The 20,375-nt window shown below is 65.3% G+C and carries 17 protein-coding genes and 3 pseudogenes; 10 read left to right on the top strand and 10 right to left on the bottom strand.

Annotated elements, in window-relative coordinates:
* Window positions 1-69: 69 nt before the first annotated feature.
* The 4 genes from ACZ5KU_RS17405 to ACZ5KU_RS17390 form a co-directional block, all read right to left on the bottom strand.
* On the bottom strand, window positions 70-945 hold the full coding sequence (locus ACZ5KU_RS17405; RefSeq protein ID WP_054060810.1) for an alpha/beta fold hydrolase: 876 nt from the start codon (window positions 943-945) through the stop codon (window positions 70-72).
* A 113-nt stretch (window positions 946-1,058) separates the two neighbouring features.
* Complete coding sequence (locus ACZ5KU_RS17400; RefSeq protein ID WP_054060811.1) at window positions 1,059-1,523, bottom strand: VOC family protein; 465 nt, start codon at window positions 1,521-1,523, stop codon at window positions 1,059-1,061.
* A 108-nt stretch (window positions 1,524-1,631) separates the two neighbouring features.
* Entirely contained in the window at window positions 1,632-2,600 is a 969-nt protein-coding gene (locus tag ACZ5KU_RS17395) for a DUF3829 domain-containing protein (protein ID WP_054060812.1), read from the bottom strand.
* Window positions 2,600-4,234, bottom strand: coding sequence for a J domain-containing protein (locus ACZ5KU_RS17390; RefSeq protein WP_464735910.1), 1,635 nt, complete (start codon window positions 4,232-4,234; stop codon window positions 2,600-2,602). The genes ACZ5KU_RS17395 and ACZ5KU_RS17390 overlap by 1 nt, the downstream gene beginning before the upstream one ends.
* A gap of 211 nt (window positions 4,235-4,445) precedes the next feature.
* Here ACZ5KU_RS17390 and ACZ5KU_RS17385 point away from each other — a divergent pair, with 211 nt between their 5' ends.
* The 6 genes and pseudogenes from ACZ5KU_RS17385 (at window position 4,446) to ACZ5KU_RS17360 (ending at window position 11,363) form a co-directional block, all read left to right on the top strand.
* Complete coding sequence (locus ACZ5KU_RS17385) at window positions 4,446-5,462, top strand: AraC family transcriptional regulator (RefSeq protein WP_054060814.1); 1,017 nt, start codon at window positions 4,446-4,448, stop codon at window positions 5,460-5,462.
* Between the two features lie 242 nt (window positions 5,463-5,704).
* On the top strand, window positions 5,705-7,351 hold the full coding sequence (locus ACZ5KU_RS17380) for an AMP-binding protein (RefSeq protein ID WP_416769152.1): 1,647 nt from the start codon (window positions 5,705-5,707) through the stop codon (window positions 7,349-7,351).
* Between the two features lie 120 nt (window positions 7,352-7,471).
* On the top strand, window positions 7,472-8,239 hold the full coding sequence (locus ACZ5KU_RS17375; protein ID WP_054060816.1) for an SDR family NAD(P)-dependent oxidoreductase: 768 nt from the start codon (window positions 7,472-7,474) through the stop codon (window positions 8,237-8,239).
* Window positions 8,240-8,250: 11 nt separating this feature from the next.
* Window positions 8,251-9,437: pseudogene (locus ACZ5KU_RS17370) on the top strand (acetyl-CoA C-acyltransferase).
* A gap of 9 nt (window positions 9,438-9,446) precedes the next feature.
* On the top strand, window positions 9,447-10,574 hold the full coding sequence (locus ACZ5KU_RS17365; protein ID WP_054064363.1) for an acyl-CoA dehydrogenase: 1,128 nt from the start codon (window positions 9,447-9,449) through the stop codon (window positions 10,572-10,574).
* Window positions 10,575-10,589: 15 nt separating this feature from the next.
* The gene (locus tag ACZ5KU_RS17360) at window positions 10,590-11,363 is read left to right on the top strand and encodes an enoyl-CoA hydratase (protein ID WP_054061219.1); all 774 of its coding nucleotides are present in this window, start codon (window positions 10,590-10,592) and stop codon (window positions 11,361-11,363) included.
* A gap of 133 nt (window positions 11,364-11,496) precedes the next feature.
* Here the strand turns inward: ACZ5KU_RS17360 and ACZ5KU_RS17355 are convergent, their stop codons facing one another.
* Both ACZ5KU_RS17355 and ACZ5KU_RS17350 read right to left on the bottom strand, forming a co-directional pair.
* The gene (locus ACZ5KU_RS17355; protein ID WP_054064361.1) at window positions 11,497-12,648 is read right to left on the bottom strand and encodes an acyl-CoA dehydrogenase family protein; all 1,152 of its coding nucleotides are present in this window, start codon (window positions 12,646-12,648) and stop codon (window positions 11,497-11,499) included.
* 4 nt (window positions 12,649-12,652) lie between these two features.
* Window positions 12,653-13,758: pseudogene (locus ACZ5KU_RS17350) on the bottom strand (enoyl-CoA hydratase/isomerase family protein).
* A 275-nt stretch (window positions 13,759-14,033) separates the two neighbouring features.
* Here ACZ5KU_RS17350 and ACZ5KU_RS17345 point away from each other — a divergent pair.
* Window positions 14,034-14,384, top strand: a complete 351-nt coding sequence (locus tag ACZ5KU_RS17345; protein WP_026145275.1) for a hypothetical protein — start codon at window positions 14,034-14,036, stop codon at window positions 14,382-14,384.
* Window positions 14,385-14,493: 109 nt separating this feature from the next.
* Here ACZ5KU_RS17345 and ACZ5KU_RS17340 read toward each other — a convergent pair whose 3' ends face one another.
* The 3 genes from ACZ5KU_RS17340 to ACZ5KU_RS17330 are packed head-to-tail and all read right to left on the bottom strand — an operon-like array spanning window position 14,494 to window position 17,174.
* Window positions 14,494-15,120 carry a TetR/AcrR family transcriptional regulator gene (locus tag ACZ5KU_RS17340; protein WP_054061221.1) on the bottom strand — a complete coding sequence of 209 codons (627 nt, stop codon included), beginning with the start codon at window positions 15,118-15,120 and terminating at the stop codon, window positions 14,494-14,496.
* Window positions 15,121-15,126: 6 nt separating this feature from the next.
* Complete coding sequence (locus tag ACZ5KU_RS17335; RefSeq protein WP_054061216.1) at window positions 15,127-15,981, bottom strand: 3-hydroxybutyryl-CoA dehydrogenase; 855 nt, start codon at window positions 15,979-15,981, stop codon at window positions 15,127-15,129.
* A gap of 11 nt (window positions 15,982-15,992) precedes the next feature.
* Window positions 15,993-17,174: an acetyl-CoA C-acyltransferase family protein gene (locus tag ACZ5KU_RS17330; protein ID WP_054064358.1), complete on the bottom strand. Its 1,182-nt coding sequence runs from the start codon at window positions 17,172-17,174 to the stop codon at window positions 15,993-15,995.
* A 357-nt stretch (window positions 17,175-17,531) separates the two neighbouring features.
* On the opposite strand from ACZ5KU_RS17330, the gene ACZ5KU_RS17325 reads away from it, so the two are divergent.
* From ACZ5KU_RS17325 to ACZ5KU_RS17315, 3 genes are read left to right on the top strand one after another with little or no spacing between them, the layout of a single operon-like run.
* Window positions 17,532-18,542 (top strand): AraC family transcriptional regulator, encoded by a 1,011-nt coding sequence (locus ACZ5KU_RS17325; RefSeq protein ID WP_416769148.1) that lies wholly within the window; start codon window positions 17,532-17,534, stop codon window positions 18,540-18,542.
* A gap of 45 nt (window positions 18,543-18,587) precedes the next feature.
* Window positions 18,588-18,986, top strand: a complete 399-nt coding sequence (locus ACZ5KU_RS17320) for a carboxymuconolactone decarboxylase family protein (RefSeq protein ID WP_054064356.1) — start codon at window positions 18,588-18,590, stop codon at window positions 18,984-18,986.
* Window positions 18,987-19,016: 30 nt separating this feature from the next.
* Window positions 19,017-19,448: a VOC family protein gene (locus ACZ5KU_RS17315; RefSeq protein ID WP_416769145.1), complete on the top strand. Its 432-nt coding sequence runs from the start codon at window positions 19,017-19,019 to the stop codon at window positions 19,446-19,448.
* A 57-nt stretch (window positions 19,449-19,505) separates the two neighbouring features.
* Here the strand turns inward: ACZ5KU_RS17315 and ACZ5KU_RS17310 are convergent.
* Window positions 19,506-20,263, bottom strand: a pseudogene (locus tag ACZ5KU_RS17310) (DJ-1/PfpI family protein).
* Window positions 20,264-20,375 lie beyond the last annotated feature (112 nt).

The following is a 20,375-nucleotide window of genomic DNA, read 5'->3' as shown; positions in this document are numbered from 1 at the left end:
TCCCGCCATGGGCCGTCACGGCGGCCCACGGGGAAGGGGGTGTTTCAGATCAGGGTTGCAGGGCGCCCGTCAACGCAGGAACGGCAGCACCTCGTCCAGCAGCGCCTGCGGGATTTCCTCGGCCAGGTAATGGCCGCCCGGCAGCGCCTTGCCGCGCACATCGGTGGCGACCCGTTGCCACTCGTGCAGTGGGTCGAAGCAGCGGCCGACCGTGCCTTCTTCGCCCCACAGCGCCAGCAGTGGCAGGTTCAGCTTGCGCCCGGCGTCGAGATCGGCCCGGTCGTGCTCCAGGTCGATACCGGCGCTGGCGCGGTAGTCCTCGCAGACGCCGCGGGCGCTGCCGGGCAGGCTGAGGCAGCGGATGTATTCGCTGAAGGCTTCGTCGGTGAACGGCTTGAGCCCGGCACTGCGGCTGCCCATGACGCTGCGCAGGTACTGCTCCGGGTTGGCCTCGATCAGGCTTTCCGGCAACGGTGCCGGGCGGATCAGGAAGAACCAGTGCCAGTAGGCGCGGGCGAAGGCTTCGTTGGTCTGGGCATACATCGACAGGGTTGGCGCGATATCCAGCAGCACCATGCGCTGCACCGCGTCGGGGTGGTCGAGGGCCAGGCGGTGGGCGACGCGGGCACCACGGTCGTGGGCCAGGATCGAAAACTGCGCGAAACCCAGGGCGCGCATCAGCTCGACGCCGTCGCGGCCCATCTCGCGCTTGGAGTAGTTCAGGTGCTGCTCGTCGGCCTCTGGCCGGCTGCTGTCACCGTAGCCGCGCAGGTCGGCGGCGACCACGGTGAAATGCCTGGAGAGCTCGCCCGCGACCTTGTGCCAGATGACGTGCGTCTGCGGGTGGCCGTGCAGCAGGAGCAGGCCTGGTCCGCTGCCGCCCACGCGGTAGGCGATGTCCACACCGTTGACGTGGCGCTGGTCTTTCTGGAATCCGGCGAACATGGAAGTGGCTCCTCGTTATGGTTGCCGACATCCTAAGTCCCACAGCGCTACAGGCAAGGCGCAAAGCGTGGTGCGCTCGTTCATGAAGTGTGTTGCTGGTCGCGGGCGAGGGTTCAGCCCCTGGACTGCTGGAACAGCTTCGCCGCCCGTGCCTCGATCTCGGCCTGGGTCAGGTCTTCCTTGTGGCTGGCGAGGAACCAGACATGGCCGAACGGGTCCCTGAGGGTGCAACTGCGGTCGCCGTAGAACTGGTCCTGCACTTCGCTGACCACCGTGGCCCCGGCCGCCGTGGCGGTTTCGAACTGCTTGTCGACATCCGAGACGTACAGGTGAATACCGACCGAGGTGGGGCCCTGGGGACTGACGAACGGCCCTTCGCCGCAGGGTGTGCCGAGCATCAGCGGCGAGTCGCCGATGCGCAGTTCGGCATGGCCGATGCTGCCATCAGGCATTGACAGGCGCATGATCTCCGTGGCGCCGAAGGCTTGCTTGTAGAAGTCGATGGCCGCAGCGGCCTGGCTGACGCCCAGGTAGGGGGTGATGCTGTGGAAACCCTCCGGTATCGCTTTGACGCTCATCTTCGTTCTCCCTTGTCGTGTGGCGATGACCGGCCACCGTGGCCGGTCATCTGACTATAGGCCACGGGGGACGAGGGGTTGGGCGAACTGACGGAGTGTGCTGCCGTCTCAGAAGTCGACATCCGCCTGTCGGTTGTAGAGCGCCAGCAGGACGTCATAGCGGTGGCCGACGTTCCAGAAGTCATCGCTCAGCACCTGGGGTTCGGCGTGGTTGCGCCAGTCGCTTGCCAACTGCTCCAGGGCGGCCTGGTACTGTTGCATCGGCTGTTGCAGCATCGACCACAATTCGTGGACCGGACCATGGCGGCGGTTGGCGGGGAGGGCGTTGCGATAAGCTTCGGCAGACTCCTGAGCTTGGCGCAGTTCGTCACGGGTGCTGCCGAGCAGGGGCAGGTCGAGTCGCTGCCGGCGTGCCGCTGCTTCCAGGCGGTCGATGCCCAGGCGGGCTTGCAGCATGTAGTTCAGCAGGTGCCAGTGCATGTCCCGGCCCAGCTTCTGCTCCAGGTGTTCCAACTGCCTCGGGCGCAGCGCGAGCTCGGTGCTTTCGAGTTCGCGGCGCAAGGTATCGGAAAGCGGGAGGAAGGCCTGGACTCTTTCGGCGTGCCGCTTTCTGTCCGATTCGGCTATTACGCTGCTGAACTGGGCCTCCAGTCTCTCCGGCAGCACAGGCTTGGCCGAGACCGAGTCCAGGAGCCCAGGTGCCTGGGCGCTTGTCAGGGCTGGCAGGTAGCGATCGGCGAGCAGGCCGATCTGCCGCGTGCCGTCGACAAGACTGGCCTTGAAGGCGTTGGCGGGTTTGCAGAAATCGTTTTTTATCGCCTGGTAATCATGGCGTTGCAGAGAGGGGAAGTCATCGTCCCTGTGGCTTTGCCCGGCCTCGCGATCCAGGCGCCAGGGTACCTCGGCGACATTCACGCACTTGACCAGTGGCCGCAGTGCATTGGCTTCGGCTGTCGCCTCACTGTCGTGACGGTCCAGCCAGATGTCGAAACGGTTCTGTTGCCGCTCGGTGCCGACCAGCAGGTAGAGACCGCAGATCAGCAGTACGCCGCCAGAGAGAAACCAGCGCTTGTCCATCAACGGGCCTCCTTGCCGTACCACTGTTCCCGGGTGGCCGGGAGACGGCAGTCCTCGACGCTTGCCGGCATGCGGCTGCACAGACGCTCGGGCCAGGGCTGCAGCCCCTCGTTGCGGCCCGCTACGGTCCTGCCGTGCGCCAGATAGAGCGCCAGCGTGCCGAGGCTGATACTCAGTATCAGGGCGCCGGCCAGCCAGCAGGAGAGGGGATGGCGCCGCGGCCTTTTGCCTATCCGGTCAGTCCAGGCCAGTGCCAGCATCGTACCGGCGTAGGTCAGCAGGGGGAGCATGCCCAGCCAGGCGGCGGTCACTCCCGCCACCAGCCAGCAGGGCAGCAGTTCGCGCAGTAGCAGCGGCGCAGGACGGCGGGGGCTGAGCCGGTGCGACAGGCGTTGGCTGAGACGATGATCCAGCGTCCAGATGCTGTCCGCCACCGCCGGCCAGAACCAGAGCAGGGTGCCGGTGAGCCCGCCCAAGGCCAGTGACCAAAGGGCAATGGCGTCGGCCGTCGCCTTCAACCCGCTGCCCGGCAACAGCTTCTGCTGCACCGCGGCGGCAGTGCAGGCCAATATCACCGCGGCGAAGCCAAGCCAACCGGTATCGGCGGACTGCCAGTCGCGCCAGAAGAATGCATTGGCGTCGGGCAGCCGGCTTTCCAGGCGTGGATGGCCGTGCCGGATCCTCTGCGCAGCCTGCTGGCAGGCCTGCCAGTCCTCCTTGTGGAAGCGGCGTGCGAAGCTGCGTCGCTCGGCCAGTGACATCGGGGCGAACAGCAGTTGCGTGGCGCGGTTGTCGGGCGTATTCGCCGGCAGTTGCAGGCGATGCATGTGCTGGGACAGCAGTTCTTCGTCCCGACTGCGTTCCAGCAGGCGCGTCCAGTACGGCTCCGGACAGCGGGGCGCGGGACCGACATCGTTCCACTGCCGCAGCTTGCACATCGCGTGAAAGAGCCGGGCAGACCAGAGCGGGCACTCCAGCAACAACCTGGCCAGTACTTCATCGAGCGGTTGCTGGTGCTCCAGGGCGTCGAGCCCGTAGAGTTGCACCCGGTGGTAGTACTCGCGCCAGAAACCTTCGACATTGCCCACATCGAGCTGATAGCCGAGGGCTTGTTCCAGGTTCCCCAACAGGCGTCGATGCAGCTCGGCGAGGGCGCTGCGGGGAACATCGGTAGGCCGCCACGGGCTCATCCACTGGAAGCGTTCCAGGCCCCAGTGGGCCAGCGCCGTGAAGTCCTGCCCGGGTTCGAGACAGCGCAGCAGCAGTTGTTCGCCGAATTCGTGCTCGCAGCCATAGAGGGGGGCCTTGGCGAACCGCTCGTCGAGCAGGGCCGCAGTGATGCCTTCGAGTAACCGCGTGGCCGCGCGTTGGGCGCCAGAGTGGCCGGCGGGGCGGGGCTGCAGGCCGGTGTCCGTGTCGTAGTGGATGGTATCGCTGGCTGCTGCGATGTCCTCGCGTACTGGCTCGGGGCCCGTTTCGCGCCAGTCCAGTGCCTGCTCGTAGGCCTCGCGCAGTCGCTGGAAACCCTCCGGGTCATCGTCCGGGCGGGTGCGCTTGAGCAGGCTGGCGTACTGGCGCTTGATGCTCCGGGGATCGGCATCCGAGGGCAGGCCGAGGACTTCCCAACAACTCATCGATACACCTCGAACGCCGTGTTCGATGCGGCTACCACGATCATGCCCACAAGACTCCCGGTAAAGATCATTCCCTGATGGGGGAGCGATGGTATCAAAGTGCTGCTGTCTGCGCCGCAACAGGCTTTATCGGCGCAGCAGGCTGGCTTTTTGCTCGGCGCTGCCTAAGATGGCCGACACAAGGATCAGCACAAGGCTCAGGCGACAGCCAATGGCGGAAAAAGACACCATCTCCATCCATCTGGTGCGCGAGGCGCTGCTGCAGAGTTGCGTCCCGGGCGCGGCCACCGAAGAGGTGCTGGACAAGGTCGGGATCGACCCGCAGTTGCTGCAGCGGCCCGAGGCGCGGGTGCCGGCCAGTGACTATGCGCGGCTGTGGCGCCTGCTCGCGCGACGCAATGATGACGAGTTCTTCGGCATGGACCCGCGCAAGCTGCGCGCCGGCAGCTTTGCCTACCTGTCCCGCACGAGCATGGCGCAGCCGACGGTAAGGGCCGGGCTGGAGTCCGTGCTGGCGTTCCTCTCGCTGATGTTCGAACGCCTGGCGGCCCAACTGGTGACCCAGCAGAGCCTGGCGGAGATCGTCCTGGCGGAGCCTGAGGGGGAGGCCCGGCGACCGTTCACCTATTTCACCTACTGGATGATCGTCCATGGCGTGGCCTGCTGGCTGGCCGGACGGCGGATCCCGATCCTGGCCATCGAGTTGCGGTGCGACGAGCCGGACTACTGCGATGACTACCGGGTGATGTTTTCCGAGAACCTGCGCTTTGCCCGGCCGCGGACGCGGATGATCCTCGCCGCCGATTGCCTGGACCTGCCGATCAAGCGCAGCCACCAGGAGCTGCAGCGCTTTCTCGGGCATGCGCCGGCCAATATCCTGGTCAAGTACCGCGATGCCCAGAGTTTTTCCAGCCGGATCCGGCATGACCTGCGGCAGTTGCCGGCCCAGCAGTGGCCGGAAACCGAGGCGCTGGCGCTGCGGCTGTGCATGTCGGCTTCGACCCTGCGCAGGCGGCTGGCGGAGGAGGGGCAGACCTACCAGGGGCTCAAGGACAGCGTGCGCAAGGAACTGGCGATTGCCTGGCTGGCCGAACCGACGATCAGCTTCGGCGAAATCGCCACGCGGCTGGGGTTTGCCGATATCAGCTCGTTCTACAAGGCCTTTCGCAAGTGGTCGGGCTCAAACCCGGGGCATTATCGCAGCCTGATTCTCAACGACAGCCAGTAGCGCCGGGCAGGATGCTGGTCCGCCCTGTGCGGCATTTCATTTAATCGTTCCCACGGTCCCCGTGGGAATGCCTCCCAGGACGCTCCGCGTCCGCCCGGAGGGTGCTTGTGCCTATTCATCATTGGCCAAACCAGTCAAGCAGGTTGAAGGCTTTGACCATTGTCGCAAGTCCCTGACGGGGCGACTATTTCCTCGGTTTTTTCTACGGTTTCCTCTAATAACAAGACCGGGAGATTGCTGGGATGCGTGACTATCTGACTGCCACCGAGACTTTCAATTATCAGCACGTGGCTGAAACGAGCCTGAAAGGCACCCTGACGGCGCTCAATGCCTGCGTCGAATGTTGTGACCGGTATGCCTTGCCGGGGCGGATCGCCCTGTTCTGGGAGGGCCGCGATGGCAGCAGTGCCACCTATACTTTCACGCAGTTGCAGGAGCAGGCCGGGCGTTTCGCCAATTTCCTGCTGGCCCAGGGCGTGGGGCGCGGCGACAAGGTTGCCGGGCTGTTGCCGCGCAATGTCGAGCTCTTGGTGACGCTGTTCGCCACCTGGCGCATCGGTGCGGTGTACCAGCCGCTGTTCACCGCGTTCGGGCCCAAGGCCATCGAGCATCGCCTGAACAGTTCGGCAGCCAAGGTGGTGGTCACCGATGCGGCCAACCGCAGCAAGCTCGATGAAGTCGCCGACTGCCCAACGATCGTCACGGTCGCCGGTGCCAAGGGGCAGGGCATCGTTCGTGGCGACTTCAGCTTCTGGGCCGAGGTGGACAATTACCCGGCGGCTTGCGAGCCGCTGATGCTCAGTGGCGAAGATCCGTTCCTGCTGATGTTCACCTCGGGTACCACCGGCCCCGCCAAGCCGCTGGAAGTGCCGCTCAAGGCGATCATCGCCTTTCAGAGCTACACCCGCGACGCGGTCGACCTGCGCCCCGAGGATGCCTTCTGGAACGTCGCCGACCCGGGCTGGGCCTACGGTCTCTACTTCGGCATCACCGGGCCGCTGGGCCTGGGCCACCCGATCACCTTCTACGATGGCCCGTTCACCGTGGACAGCACCTGCCGGGTGATCGAGAAATATGGCATCACCAACCTGACCGGTTCACCGACCGCCTACCGCCTGCTGATCGCCGCCGGCGAGGCGTTTTCCAGCCGGATCAGGGGGCGCCTGCGCGCCGTCAGCAGCGCCGGTGAGCCCCTGAACCCGGAGGTGATCCGCTGGTTCGCGGAAAACCTCGACGTCACTATTCTCGATCATTACGGGCAGACCGAGCTGGGCATGGTCCTGTGCAACCACCACGGCCTGCAGCATCCGGTGCACGTCGGTTCGGCGGGTTTCGCCTCGCCCGGTCATCGCATCGTGGTGCTCGACGACGATCATCGGGAACTGGGTGTCGGCCAGCCGGGGATTCTCGCCCTGGATCGTTCCCAGTCGCCGATGTGCTGGTTCAACGGCTACAAGGGCTTCGAGACCAAGGCGTTCGTCGGCCCGTACTACCTCAGTGGTGACACGGTGGAGCTGAACGCCGACGGCAGCATCAGTTTCGTTGGCCGCAGTGACGATGTGATCACCACCTCCGGCTATCGGGTGGGGCCGTTCGATGTGGAAAGCGCCCTGGTCGAACACCCGGCGGTGGTGGAGGCGGCGGTGGTCGGCAAGCCTGACCCCGAGCGCACCGAACTGGTGAAGGCGTTCGTGGTGCTCAATGCCCAGTACCGCGCCGAGCCGCAACTGGCCGAGGAGCTGCGCCTGCATGTGCGCAAGCGCCTCGCGGCTCATGCCTACCCACGGGAAATCGAATTCGTCGACGAGTTGCCCAAGACCCCCAGCGGCAAGCTGCAGCGTTTCATCCTGCGTAACCAGGAGATCGCCAAGGCCCAGGCTGGGGCCTGACACGACCCCGTAGGAGCCGGGCTTGCCCGCGAATAGGCCCTCAGGCTGAAAAAGCTTCGCGGGCAAGCCCGCTCCTACCGAGATCCATCCAGAATTGAAATACCAACGAAGGACAGTGCAATGAACATACAAGACAAGGCTTTCCTGGTCAGCGGCGGTGCCTCCGGCCTTGGCGCGGCAACCGCCGAGATGCTGGTGGCGGCTGGCGCCCGGGTGATGCTGGTGGACCTCAACGCCGAGGCCGTCGCCGCCCAGGCGCAGAAACTCGGTGCCAACGCCCGCAGCGTGGTCGCCGACATTACCCGGGAAGACCAGGCAAAGGCTGCCGTCGAGGCAGCGCTCAGCGCCTTCGGCGGCCTGCACGGGCTGGTCAACTGCGCCGGCATCGTGCGCGGCGAGAAGATCCTCGGCAAGAACGGACCGCACCTGCTGGAGAGCTTCAGCCAGGTGATCAACGTCAACCTGATCGGCAGTTTCAACCTGTTGCGCCTGGCCGCCGCGGCCATGGCCGAGAGCGAGGCGGATGCCGGTGGCGAGCGTGGGGTGATCATCAACACGGCGTCGGTCGCCGCCTATGACGGTCAGATCGGCCAGGCCGCCTACGCCGCCTCCAAGGGCGCGATCGTCAGCCTGACCCTGCCGGCCGCCCGCGAACTGGCACGCTTCGGTATCCGCGTGATGACCATCGCCCCCGGCATTTTCGAAACCCCGATGATGGCCGGCATGACCCCGGAAGTCCGCGACTCGCTGGCGGCCGGCGTGCCGTTCCCGCCGCGGCTGGGCAAACCGTCTGAATACGCCGCACTGGTTCGGCACATCATTGAAAACAGCATGCTCAACGGCGAAACGATCCGTCTCGACGGCGCCTTGCGCATGGCTGCCAAATAGGAGAAATACCCATGACTATCCAGGATCCCGTGGTCATCGTCAGCGCCGTGCGCACCCCATGGGCGGCTTCCAGGGCGACCTCAAGAGCCTGACCGCACCGCAACTGGGCGCCGCCTCGATCCGTGCCGCGGTCGAGCGCGCCGGGGTGGCGGCGGATGCCGTCGACGAGGTGCTGTTCGGCTGTGTGCTCCCGGCCGGTCTCGGCCAGGCTCCCGCCCGTCAGGCGGCGTTGGGCGCCGGGCTGGACAAGGGCACCCGTTGCACCACCCTGAACAAGATGTGCGGCTCCGGCATGGAAGCGACCATCCTGGCCCATGACCGGCTGCTGGCCGGCAGTGCCGAAGTGGTGGTGGCCGGCGGCATGGAAAGCATGTCCAACGCTCCGTACCTGCTGGACCGCGCCCGCGCGGGCTATCGCATGGGCCATGGCCAGGTGCTTGACCACATGTTCCTCGATGGCCTCGAAGACGCCTATGACAAGGGCCGGCTGATGGGCACCTTTGCCGAGGACTGCGCCGAGACCAACGGCTTCAGCCGCGAAACCCAGGATGCTTTCGCCGTCGCCTCCCTGACCCGTGCGCAACAGGCCATCCGCGAAGGCCGCTTCAGGGACGAGATCGTGCCGCTGCAGGTGACGGTCGGCAAGGAGCAACGGCTGATCAGCGATGACGAGCAACCGCCGAAGGCCAGGCTGGACAAGATCGCCTCGCTGAAACCGGCGTTCCGCCAGGACGGTACGGTCACTGCGGCCAACTCCAGCTCGATTTCCGATGGTGCGGCGGCGCTGGTGCTGATGCGCCGCTCCGAAGCCGAAAAACGCGGCTTGAAACCGCTGGCGGTGATCCACGGGCATGCGGCATTCGCCGACACCCCGAGCCTGTACCCGGTGGCGCCGGTGGGCGCGATCCACAAGCTGTTGAAAAAGACCGGCTGGACCCTGGACCAGGTCGACCGTTTCGAGATCAACGAGGCCTTCGCCGTGGTCACCCTGGTAACCATGGACAAGCTGCAGATCCCCCATGAGAAGGTCAACGTCAATGGCGGCGCCTGTGCCCTGGGACACCCCATCGGTGCGTCCGGTGCGCGGATCCTGGTGACGCTGCTGTCGGCACTGCGTCAGCAGAACCTCAAGCGCGGTATCGCGGCGATCTGCATCGGCGGTGGCGAGGCCACGGCGATGGCGATCGAGTGCCTGTAAGGAGTCCCCATGCTACCGAACCAAGAGCAACAACAGATCAGCGATGCCGCCCGGGACTTTGCCCAGGAACGGCTCAAACCGTTCGCCGCCGAGTGGGACCGTGAGCACCGTTTTCCCCGGGAAGCCATCGGCGAAATGGCCGAACTGGGCTTCTTCGGCATGCTGGTGCCGGAGCAGTGGGGCGGTTGCGATACCGGTTACCTGGCCTACGCCATGGCCCTGGAAGAGATCGCTGCCGGTGACGGCGCCTGTTCGACCATCATGAGCGTGCACAACTCGGTGGGCTGCGTGCCGATCCTCAACTTCGGCAACGACGAGCAGAAGGCTCGTTTCCTGCCGGCCCTGGCCGGTGGGCAGATGCTCGGTGCCTTCGCCCTGACCGAACCCCAGGCCGGCTCCGACGCCAGTGGCCTGAAGACCCGCGCCCGGCTGGAGGGCGACCACTACGTGCTCAACGGCTGCAAGCAGTTCATCACCTCCGGGCAGAATGCCGGGGTGGTGATCGTCTTTGCCGTGACCGACCCGAGTGCCGGCAAGCGCGGTATCAGCGCGTTCATCGTGCCCACCGATGCGCCGGGTTACAAGGTCGCGCGGGTCGAGGACAAGCTCGGCCAGCATGCCTCCGATACCTGCCAGATCCTCTTCGAGGGGGTGAAGGTCCCCGTCGCCAACCGCCTGGGCGAGGAGGGCGAGGGCTATCGTATTGCCCTGGCGAACCTGGAGGGCGGTCGGGTCGGGATTGCCGCGCAATCGGTGGGCATGGCCCGGGCGGCGTTCGAGGCGGCCCGCGACTATGCCCGTGAGCGGCAGAGTTTCGGCAAGGCGCTGATCGAGCACCAGGCCGTGGCGTTCCGCCTGGCGGACATGGCGACCCAGATCGCCGTGGCGCGGCAGATGGTGCACTACGCCGCCGCCCTGCGCGACAGCGGCAAGCCGGCGCTGGTGGAGGCCTCCATGGCCAAGCTGTTCGCTTCGGAAATGGCCGAGAAGGTCTGTTCCTCGGCGTTGCAAACCCTCGGCGGCTATGGCTATCTGAACGACTTCCCGCTGGAGCGGATCTACCGCGACGTGCGGGTCTGCCAGATCTATGAAGGTACCAGCGACATTCAGCGCATGGTCATTTCGCGCAACCTGTGAGCAAGGACATTAACGATGAACTACGAAACCATTCTGCTGGACATCAAGGGCCGCGTCGGCCTGATCACCCTGAACCGCCCACAGGCGCTCAATGCCCTGAACGCACAGATCGTCAGTGAGTTGAACCAGGCGCTGGACCGCCTGGAGGCCGACCCGGAGATCGGTTGCGTCGTGCTGACCGGGTCGAAGAAGGCCTTTGCCGCGGGCGCCGATATCAAGGAAATGGCCGAGCTGACCTATCCGAAAATCTACCTCGACGACCTGTTCAGCGACAGCGATCGGGTGGCGAACCGGCGCAAGCCGATCATCGCCGCGGTGGCCGGTTTTGCCCTGGGCGGCGGCTGTGAGCTGGCGCTGATGTGCGACTTCATCCTGGCTGCCGACAACGCCAAGTTCGGCCAGCCGGAGATCAACCTCGGCGTGCTGCCGGGCATGGGTGGCACCCAGCGTCTGACCCGTGCGGTGGGCAAGGCCAAGGCCATGGACCTGTGCCTGACCGGGCGTTTCATCGATGCGGTGGAGGCCGAGCGTTGCGGCCTGGTGGCGCGGATCGTGCCGGTCGATGAGTTGCTGGACGAAGCACTGAAGGTGGCGGCCGTGATCGCCGGCAAGTCGATTCCGATCAGCATGATGATCAAGGAGAGCGTCAACCGGGCGTTCGAGGTCAGCCTGTCCGAGGGGGTGCGTTTCGAGCGTCGGGTGTTCCATGCGGCGTTTGCCACCGAGGACCAGAAAGAGGGCATGGCGGCGTTCGTGGCCAAGCGCGAGGCGCAGTTCAAGGATCGCTGAGCCTGGCCCAATCTTGTGAGGGCCGGACAGTGTAGGAGCCGGGCTTGCCCGCGAAGCTCCTGGCGTCCTCAAGGGCGCCTTCGCGGGCACGCCCGGCTCCTACAAGGCTGGGCTTGCGGCACAGGTGCCGGCGTTATACCAGGTAGTGCTTGAGCTCCCGCGCAATCAGCATCCGCTGAATTTCGCTCGACCCTTCGTAGATCTGCGTGATCCGCGCATCCCGGTAGTAACGCTCCACCGGATAATCTTCCAGGTACCCATACCCACCATGGATCTGCATCGCCGAGGAGCAGACCTTCTCGGCCATTTCCGAGGCGAACAGCTTGGCCTGTGACGCCTCCGACAGGCACGGCTTGCCCGCACTGCGCAGGCGTGCGGCGTGGAGGATCAGCAGTCGCGTGGCGTTGATCCGGGTGTGCATGTCGGCCAGCAGGTTGGCGATGCTCTGGTGCTCGATGATCGGCTTGTCGAACTGCACACGCTCGCGGGCATAACGCAGGGCCGCTTCGAAGGCGGCGCGGGCGATACCCAGCGCCTGGGCGGCGATACCGATCCGCCCGCCTTCAAGATTCGACAGGGCGATCGCCAGGCCCTTGCCACGCTCACCCAGCAGGTTGGCCTCGGGTACCGTGCACTGGTTCAGGGTGACGGCGCAGGTGTCGGAGGCGCGGATGCCCATCTTGTGTTCGGTCCGGTCGACGATGAAACCTGGCGTATCGGTCGGCACCAGGAAGGCCGAGAGGCCTTTCTTGCCCAACTCCGGGTCGGTCACGGCAAAGACGATCGCCAGGTTGGCACGCTTGCCATTGCTGACGAACTGCTTGGCGCCGTTGATCACCCACTGGCCGTCCTTGAGTTCGGCACGGGTGCGCAGGTTGTGCGCCTCGGAGCCGGCCTGCGGCTCGGTCAGGCAGAAACAGCCGATGGCTTGGCCGGTGGCCAGCTTCTGCAGCCAGGTTTCCTTCTGCGCCTGGGAACCGTAGTTGAGGATCGGGCCGCAGCCAACCGAGTTGTGAATGCTCATCAGCGCGCCGGTGGCACCATCGCCGGCGGAAATCTCTTCGACGGCCAGGGCATAGGCGACGTAGTCGACGTAGGTGCCGCCCCATTCCTCGGGAACCACCATGCCCAGCAGGCCCAGCTCGCCCATCTTGCGGACCAGGCCGTCGTCGATCCAGCCGGCCTTTTCCCAGGCCTGGGCATGGGGCACGATTTCGCCATGGGCGAAATCCCGGGCCATGTCGCGGATCATCACTTGTTCTTCGCTCAGTTCGATATCGTGCATGGCTTCAGTTTTCGCTTGTGTCGAGGCCTTGGAAAAAACGTGCGACCCGCTCGGGTTGCAGCGCGTGCAAGGTGGGTGGATTCCAGCGGGGCGTTCTGTCCTTGTCGATCAACAGGGCGCGCACACCCTCCATCAGGTCGCCGTGCTCGAACCACTGGCGGTCCAGGTGCAACTCCATGGCGAAGCACGCTTCCAGGCTCAGGTGACGGCCCCGGCGCAACATCTCCAGGGTCACGGACATGGCCAGAGGCGAGCGGGTTTCCAGCAGGCTGACGACGTCCCGGGCCCACTCATGGCTGTCGGCGACGGTCACTGCACGCATCTGTTCGATGATGCTGGGCACGTCGGGCAGGGCGAAGAAGTGGTCGATGGCCGGGCGCAGCTTGTCCAGCGGTGCATCCGGCAGGGTCTGTACGGCCAGCTTGGCCAGCAGGCTCTGCAGGTCCTTGAGCGGGTGTCGTGCCATTCCAGCTGGTCGAGGCGCTGGTCCAGCAGGGCCAGCCTGTCGCTGTGCAGGTACCAGTCGGCCAGGCCGCAGTAGAGCGCGTCGGCGGCGCGAATCTGCTCGCCGCTGACGCCCAGGTACAGGCCGATCTCGCCGGGAATGCGGGGCAGGAAGTAGCTGCCACCGACATCCGGGAAGTAGCCGATGCCGACTTCCGGCATCCCCAGCCGACTGCGCTCGGTGACGACCCGCAGATCGGCGCCTTGCACCAGGCCCATGCCGCCGCCGAGGACAAAACCGTCCATCAGCGCCAGCACCGGTTTGCGGTAGTGATGAATGCAGAGGTCGAGAGCGTATTCCTCGACGAAGAACTCTTCGTGCAACCGGCTGCCGCTCTTGTAGCTTTCGTACAGCGAACGGATGTCGCCGCCGGCGCAGAAGGCGCGATCGCCGGCGCCGCGCAGGGTCACGGCGTGGATCTGCGGGTCTTCGGCCCAGGCATCGAGCTGACGTTGCAGCAGGCGGATCATGTCCAGGGTCAGGGCATTGAGGCCGGCGGGGCGGTTGAGGGTAAGGTGACCGATGTGGTTGCGCACCTGCGCCAGGACATCGGCCGAGGTGTCGTCAAAATCCGTCGCAGCGGAGGATGAAACCCGAGCAGTCATTACTAACTCCCTGCTTTTATTGTCTTTTTAGGTGCGTTCGCAAGCGAACGATGGTTGATCGTATCAGTGCAAATTTGCCGTGTACAACCGAGATAAGTGCAGGTCTTGTCTGCATTTTTGCCTATGTGGGCAGTCCTCTGGACAGTCTGGCTCAAGGTGCCGGGGTTGCAAGCCGGATCCGCGCTGTCCGCATGGCTGGCAGGCTGTGCGAATCCGGTTCGTATTGCGTGGACTCAGTGCTAAAGTCGCTTCTTTTTTTCGAGCAGGGAACGGTCATGCGGATGTTAATCGGGGCGGTGGCGGCAGTGGCATTGGCGGGGTGCATGGGCCCCGGCATGAATCAGACCCGCAGCACCGGGCCGACCAAGAGTTTCACCTCGACCAAGGCCGACAATGTCGTCGCCCAGTGCATCCAGTTCTCCTGGCAGGACGAAAAGGTCTTCGATGTCGACGCCGCAGCCTATCTGCAACCGGGCTACAAGGGGGGCTCGACGGTCTACACCCGTGGTTCCGAATACTTCGTCGATGTCCGCCGCGAGGCCGAGGGTACCGTGGTCGACTACTACGCCACCGTGACCAAACCGATCGGTGCCAGAAGGCTGGCGGCTGTCGCGACCTGTCTCTGAGGGGGGAGCCGGGCTCAGTTGCAGGCCTGGGTATGCAGCACGTCTGATTTTCAGCCGGAAGAAATCAAGCAGCAACCGCGATTAGGTCACCCGTTGCTTCAGGTGATTTTCACCGAGAGGCACTGGCCAGGGCGCCTTTCACCGCGCCCAAGGCAATTCCGTGCATCAGCAGTCGATGGCCCTGTGGCTCCAGGCCGGCATCGTCGGTCCAGGCCGGCAGGTTGTTCAGCAGACAGAGGAAGGTACGCACGGTGGTGCGGGCCAGGGACTCGTCAGGGGAGAGGCCCAGGGGCGTGAGCAACTTGACCAGGTGGCTTTCGTAGCGGCGGCGCAATTCCAGCACGGCCGCCTGCTGCGAGTCGTCCAGGCAGTGGAATTCATGCTCCGCGACGCGGAAGAAATCGGCCTTGTCGCGGTGCAGGTCCAGGTGCGCGGTTATCAGTGCGTCCAGGCGCTTTTCTGCCGAGCGCGAGGCCCGCGCCGAAGGCGCGGCGACAATTTCGAGCAGGTCCAGATGCAGGCTCTCGATCAGCTCGAACAGCAGCGCCTGCTTGCTCTCGATATGGTTGTAGATCGAGCCCGGCTGGATGCCCAGGTGCGCGGCCAGTTCCCGCAGGCCAACCTGGGCGAACCCGCGCCGGGCAAACAGCGCCACGGCTTTGGTGCGGGTTTCCAGATGGCGTGAAGGTTTCTGTTCCGGCGCCTGCGATGCAATGGCAAGAGCTGCCCGGGCCATGGCCAATCAGCCTTCGTACGTGTAGAAGCCACGCCCGCTCTTGCGACCCAGGTAACCGGCCGCCACCATTTCCCTGAGCAACTGCGCCGGCCGGTACTTCGGTTCGTCGAAGCCCGAGTGCAGGCTCTCCATGATCGCCAGCAGGGTATCCAGGCCAATCAGGTCGGCCAGGGCCAGCGGGCCGATCGGCTGGTTGCAGCCCAGTTGCATGCCGGCGTCGATGTCTTCGGCGCTGGCCAGGTCTTCCTGGAGGACGAAGATGGCTTCGTTGATCATCGGGCAGAGGATGCGGTTGACCACGAAGCCAGGGCGGTTGCGGGCGGTCACGGCGGTCTTGCCGATCTGCGTGGCCAGGGCCAGGGCGCTGGCGTGGGTGGCGTCGCTGGTCTGCAGGCCGCGAATGACTTCCAGCAGACCCATCACCGGGACCGGGTTGAAGAAGTGCAGGCCGATGAAGCGTGCCGGCTGGCTGATGGCTGCCGCCAGTTCGGTGATCGACAGCGACGAGGTGTTGGTGGCGATGATGCACTCGGCGCCGACCACTTCGGCGACCTGCTTGAGAATGCGTTTTTTCAGTTCGAGGTTTTCCGTGGCGGCCTCGATCACCAGCTCGGCTCCGGCCAGCACCGCGTAGTCGGTACTCAGGCTGATGCGGCCGAGGGCGGCCTGCTTGTCCTCGGCACTGATCACGGCCTTGCGCACCTGGCGGTCGAGGTTGCCGCTGAGGGTCGCCAGCCCTTTGTCCAGGGCAGCCTGGGACACATCGATCAGGCTGACCTGCAGGCCCGCCACCGCGCAGACCTGCGCGATGCCGTTGCCCATGATGCCGGCGCCGATCACGGCGATACGTTGGATAGTCATGAAGATCGTCCTTAAACCCGTTCGAAGATGACGGCGATGCCTTGTCCACCGCCGATGCACATGGTGGCCAGGCCATAGCGTCCGCCGGTGCGATGCAGCTCGTGGATCAGCTTGGTGGCGATGATGGTACCGGTCGCCCCGACCGGATGGCCGAGGGAGATGCCCGAGCCGTTGGGGTTGACCTTCGCCGGGTCGAGGCCCAGTTCCTGGCTGACCGCGCAGGCCTGGGCGGCGAAGGCGACGTTGGACTCGATCACGTCGAGGTCGGCGATGCTCAGACCGGCGCGCTTGAGTGCCAGGCGGGTGGCCGGGATCGGGCCGAGGCCCATCAGTTCCGGTTCGACCCCGGCATGGGCGTAGGCCACCAGTCGGGCCAGGGGCTTGAGACCGTTGGCCTGCACCGCCGAGGCGCTGGCCATCAGTACGGCGGCCGCGCCGTCGTTGAGGCCCGAGGCGTTGCCGGCAGTGACCGTGCCGTCCTTCTTGAAGGCGGTGCGCATCTGCGCCAACTGTTCCAGCGAGGTGCTGCGCGGGTGCTCGTCGACGCTGAACAGCTCGGTACCCTTGCGGCTGCGCACTTCCACCGGGGCGATCTGCCCCTCGAAGCGGCCTTCGTCGATGGCGCGGCGGGCCCGCACCTGTTCTTCCAGGGCCAGGTCGTCCTGCATCTGGCGGGTGATGCCATTGCGCTCGGCGATGTTCTCGGCGGTGATGCCCATGTGGATGCCGTGGAACGGATCGTGGAGGATGCCGAGCATGTAGTCGATGGCCTGCACGTTGCCCATGCGCGCACCCCAGCGGGCGGCCGGCAGCAGGTACGGGCCGCGACTCATGGATTCGGCACCGGCGCCGATGGCCACTTCGGCGTCGCCGAGCAGCAGGGTCTGGGCGGCCGAGACGATCGACTGCAGGCCCGAGCCGCACAGGCGGTTGACGTTATAGGCCGGGGTTTCCTTGGGAATGCCGGCGTTCATCGCGGCAACGCGGGACAGGTAGGCATCCAGGGTATCGGTGGGGATGACGTTGCCCATCACCACATGGCCGACCAGCGCCGGGTCCACATCGCTGCGCTGCAGCGCGGCCTTGACGGCAGTGGTGGCCAGATCGCTCAGGGGCACATCCTTCAGGGCGCCGCCGAAGGTGCCGATGGCTGTCCGGACGGCGCTGACGATATACACTTCGGGCTTTGACATGGGGCACTCCTGTTGGGTTGTCGTGGGCGCTTCGCTGTTGCTGTTGTTGGGGGAGCCGGTGGGGAAGCTTAGGCTGTGTACGAAATTGTTTGAAACGCAGGTTAGGCAAGGCGAAAACCGGCGAGGAACGCCCGGGGTCGCGCCCGACTTGACTGGTTGTCAATGAGCATTCCGAGCCGGTTTTTAACGTCGCATAACCAAGTTTCAAGCGATTTCGTACATAGCCTAGCCCGTCTCGGGCGCCCTATCTGAAGCAGGACCTATCTGGTCGCCCAGTCTAGGACCGCACATCGGTTCGGCCTATGCCGAAACCGCTCAGTAAATCTGTTCTTTTTTGCCATACGCAGCCTGGGATTCATGAAAGAAAAACATTCGGTGTCGTCGTACTTCGTCAAGGCCCTGCTGACGCGCTTTCTCGACAACCCGCAACGGGTCGCCGAGTTGCTGCAGGGTGCCGGTTTCAGCGAGCGCTCGGTGGAGGAACTGGGCGAGCGGGTGGCTCCCCGGCAATTGGCCCAGTTGTGGTTGGCGGTGATCCGCGAGCTGGGCGATGAGTTCTTCGGCTTCGACTCCCACGGCATGCCCGTCGGCAGCTTTGCCCTGATCTGCCGCGGCCTGATCCAGGCACCGACGGTAGGCAAGGCACTGGGCCTGTCGCTGGAGTATTTCGCGCTGTTCCTGCGCGACATCCAGGCCCAGGTGCTGGCGCGCGGCAAGCGGGTCGCCGTGGTGATGACCACGGATGCCCGCGACCCGTACCTGCAGGCGGTGGTTACCGAAACCTTCCTGATCCTGATCGTCGGCCTGATGTGCTGGCTGGCCGGCCGGCGGATTCCCATCAGTCGGGCACGCTTCGCCTATGCCCGGCCACCCCATGGCGACGAGCACCTGCTGTGGGGCGCCTATGTCGAGTTCGACGCGGCGGTCACCGAAATCGAGTTCGAGCGCGAGTACCTGCGTCTGCCGGTGCTGGCCGACCGCAAGTCGCTCTATGGGTTCCTGCGCGATGCGCCGCAGTCGGTGTTCATCCGGTTTCGCAATCGCGAGGGCTTCAGTGCCCGGGTGCACCAGCGCCTGCGTTCGTGCGGCTACGATCATTGGCCGACCCTGGAGCAACTGGCCGACGAATTCGGCATTCACCTGGCCAGCCTGCGCCGGGCCTTGCAGCGTGAGGGGTTTTCCTACCAGGAGATCAAGGACGAAGTCCGTCGCGCCATCGCCTTCGAGCGCCTGCGCAGCACCCGCACGAGCATTGCCGAGATCGCCCTGGAAGTCGGCTTTCGCGAGCCGAGTGCGTTCCACCGGGCCTTCAAGCAATGGACGGGGGAGAGTCCGGGGAGCTTTCGTCTGCGCGGGCAGAAGGCGTAACGTAGGCGCCTTGACGTGCTAATCCATTCATTGCGAGGAAGCTCCATGTCGTCCCAGCACCTGACCGAATACGAAGACGCCAGCCCCGAAGTACGCGCGGTTTACGATGACATCATGCAGACCCGCAAGGTCGAGCAGGTCAACAACTTCTGGAAGTGCCTGGCCGCGCATCCGCCGACCCTGCGCCGCACCTGGGACAGCCTCAAGGAGATCATGGCCCCCGGCGCCCTGGACCCGCTGACCAAGGAACTGATCTATGTCGCCGTCAGCGTCACCAACAACTGCCCGTACTGCATCGCCTCCCACACCGCGGCGGCGCGCAAGGCGGGGATGACCGACGCGATGTTCGGCGAACTGCAGGCGGTGGTCGGCATGGCCAACGAAACCAACCGGCTGGCCAACGGTTATCGCATTCCGCTGGACGACGCCTTCAGGCTCGACTGAGCGACCTGCCATTCATCAGGGAGGATTCCCATGTTCAGTCATATCCAGCTCGGCGCGCGGGACCTGCCGCGCATGATTGCCTTCTACGAAGCTGTACTGGCCGAACTCGGCCTGGTGCGCATGGCCGATGAGCAGGATGGCGGCCCGCCGGGCGCCGGCTGGCGGTTGCCGGGTTGGGCCTGGCCGCACTTTTTCGTGCAGGAGCCGTTCAACGGCCTGCCGGCGACCTGGGGCAACGGTGTGCAGGTGAGTTTCGCCGCACCGTCCCGGGCGGCGGTGCAGGCGGCCTGGGACCGTGCCCTGGCCCTGGGCGCAAGGGACGAGGGCGCACCGGGCCTGCGGCCCCACTATGCGGCCGATTACTACGGCGCCTACTGCCGCGACCCGGAAGGCAACAAGCTGTGCTTCGTGCACACGGTCGAGCTGGAGGTAATGCTCACCCGGCAGCCGGGCAGGGCTTGAGTGTCACGGTTGCCTGTAGCCGTTTCAACCTTGAACAGCCAGGGCGGTTAATTCGGCTCAGGCGTTGCGCGTTTCCTTGATCATCTTCAGCCATTCGGTGGCGAGGCGATGGCAGTCGCCGGGCCACCGCGCGGTCAGCAGGTTGCCGTCGCGGACGGTGAAGCCGCGTCCGGGTTTACTGGCCGAGTCACGCAGCAGCGCCGGTGGCCCGCTGATGAAGTCCCGGGGCTGGCGAGCACGGTCTTGATCTCGGCTTCGACGGTCTGCGGGTAGGTGCGGTAGTAGCGACCGAGCCACGGCGCGGTAATCAGCCAGGCGGCCAATTCCATGGTCATCGACAGCAGGCCGGTGACCTTGCGTCCGTACAGCACCGAGCGGCCCGTGTCGGGATCGAGGGTACGGGCGAACAGCAGCGGGCCGTGGCAGACCGAGGCGATCGGTTTGCCGGTCTTGAAGAAGTGCAGGGCGATCCGTTTCGCCGCCTCGGAGTCCAGCAGGCTGCGCATGCCATCGGCGTGGCCGCCAGGGACCAGCAGGCCGTCGAATTGCGTTGGGTCGACATCGGCGTAGGCCAGGGGATGCTGGAAGTGCGGGTCGGCAAGCATAGCCCGATAGCTGTCCAGGTCGGGCTTGCGGGTCATCAGCAGCGGATTGAGTGGGCCGAAGCCGTGTTCCACCAGGCGCGGGTCGGCATGGGCGACGGTGCCTTCGGGGGTGGCGAAACGGATTTCGATGCCGGCACGCTGCAGATACTGCCAGGGCACGCTGCTTTCGGTGGGGTCGTAGTCGCAGTGGGGCAGCAGGACGAGAATCATGCGGGGGCTGGCCTCGACAGGCATGGAAACATGAGTCGAGGATAGCACTCGTTCTGCGGTGGCAGCCGGCTCCCAACAGAAGGATCGGTCATCCATTCCACAGGAGCCGGGC

This window comes from Pseudomonas sp. Tof1, assembly GCF_055390395.1.
This window is presented reverse-complemented; position numbering and strand designations above follow the sequence as displayed.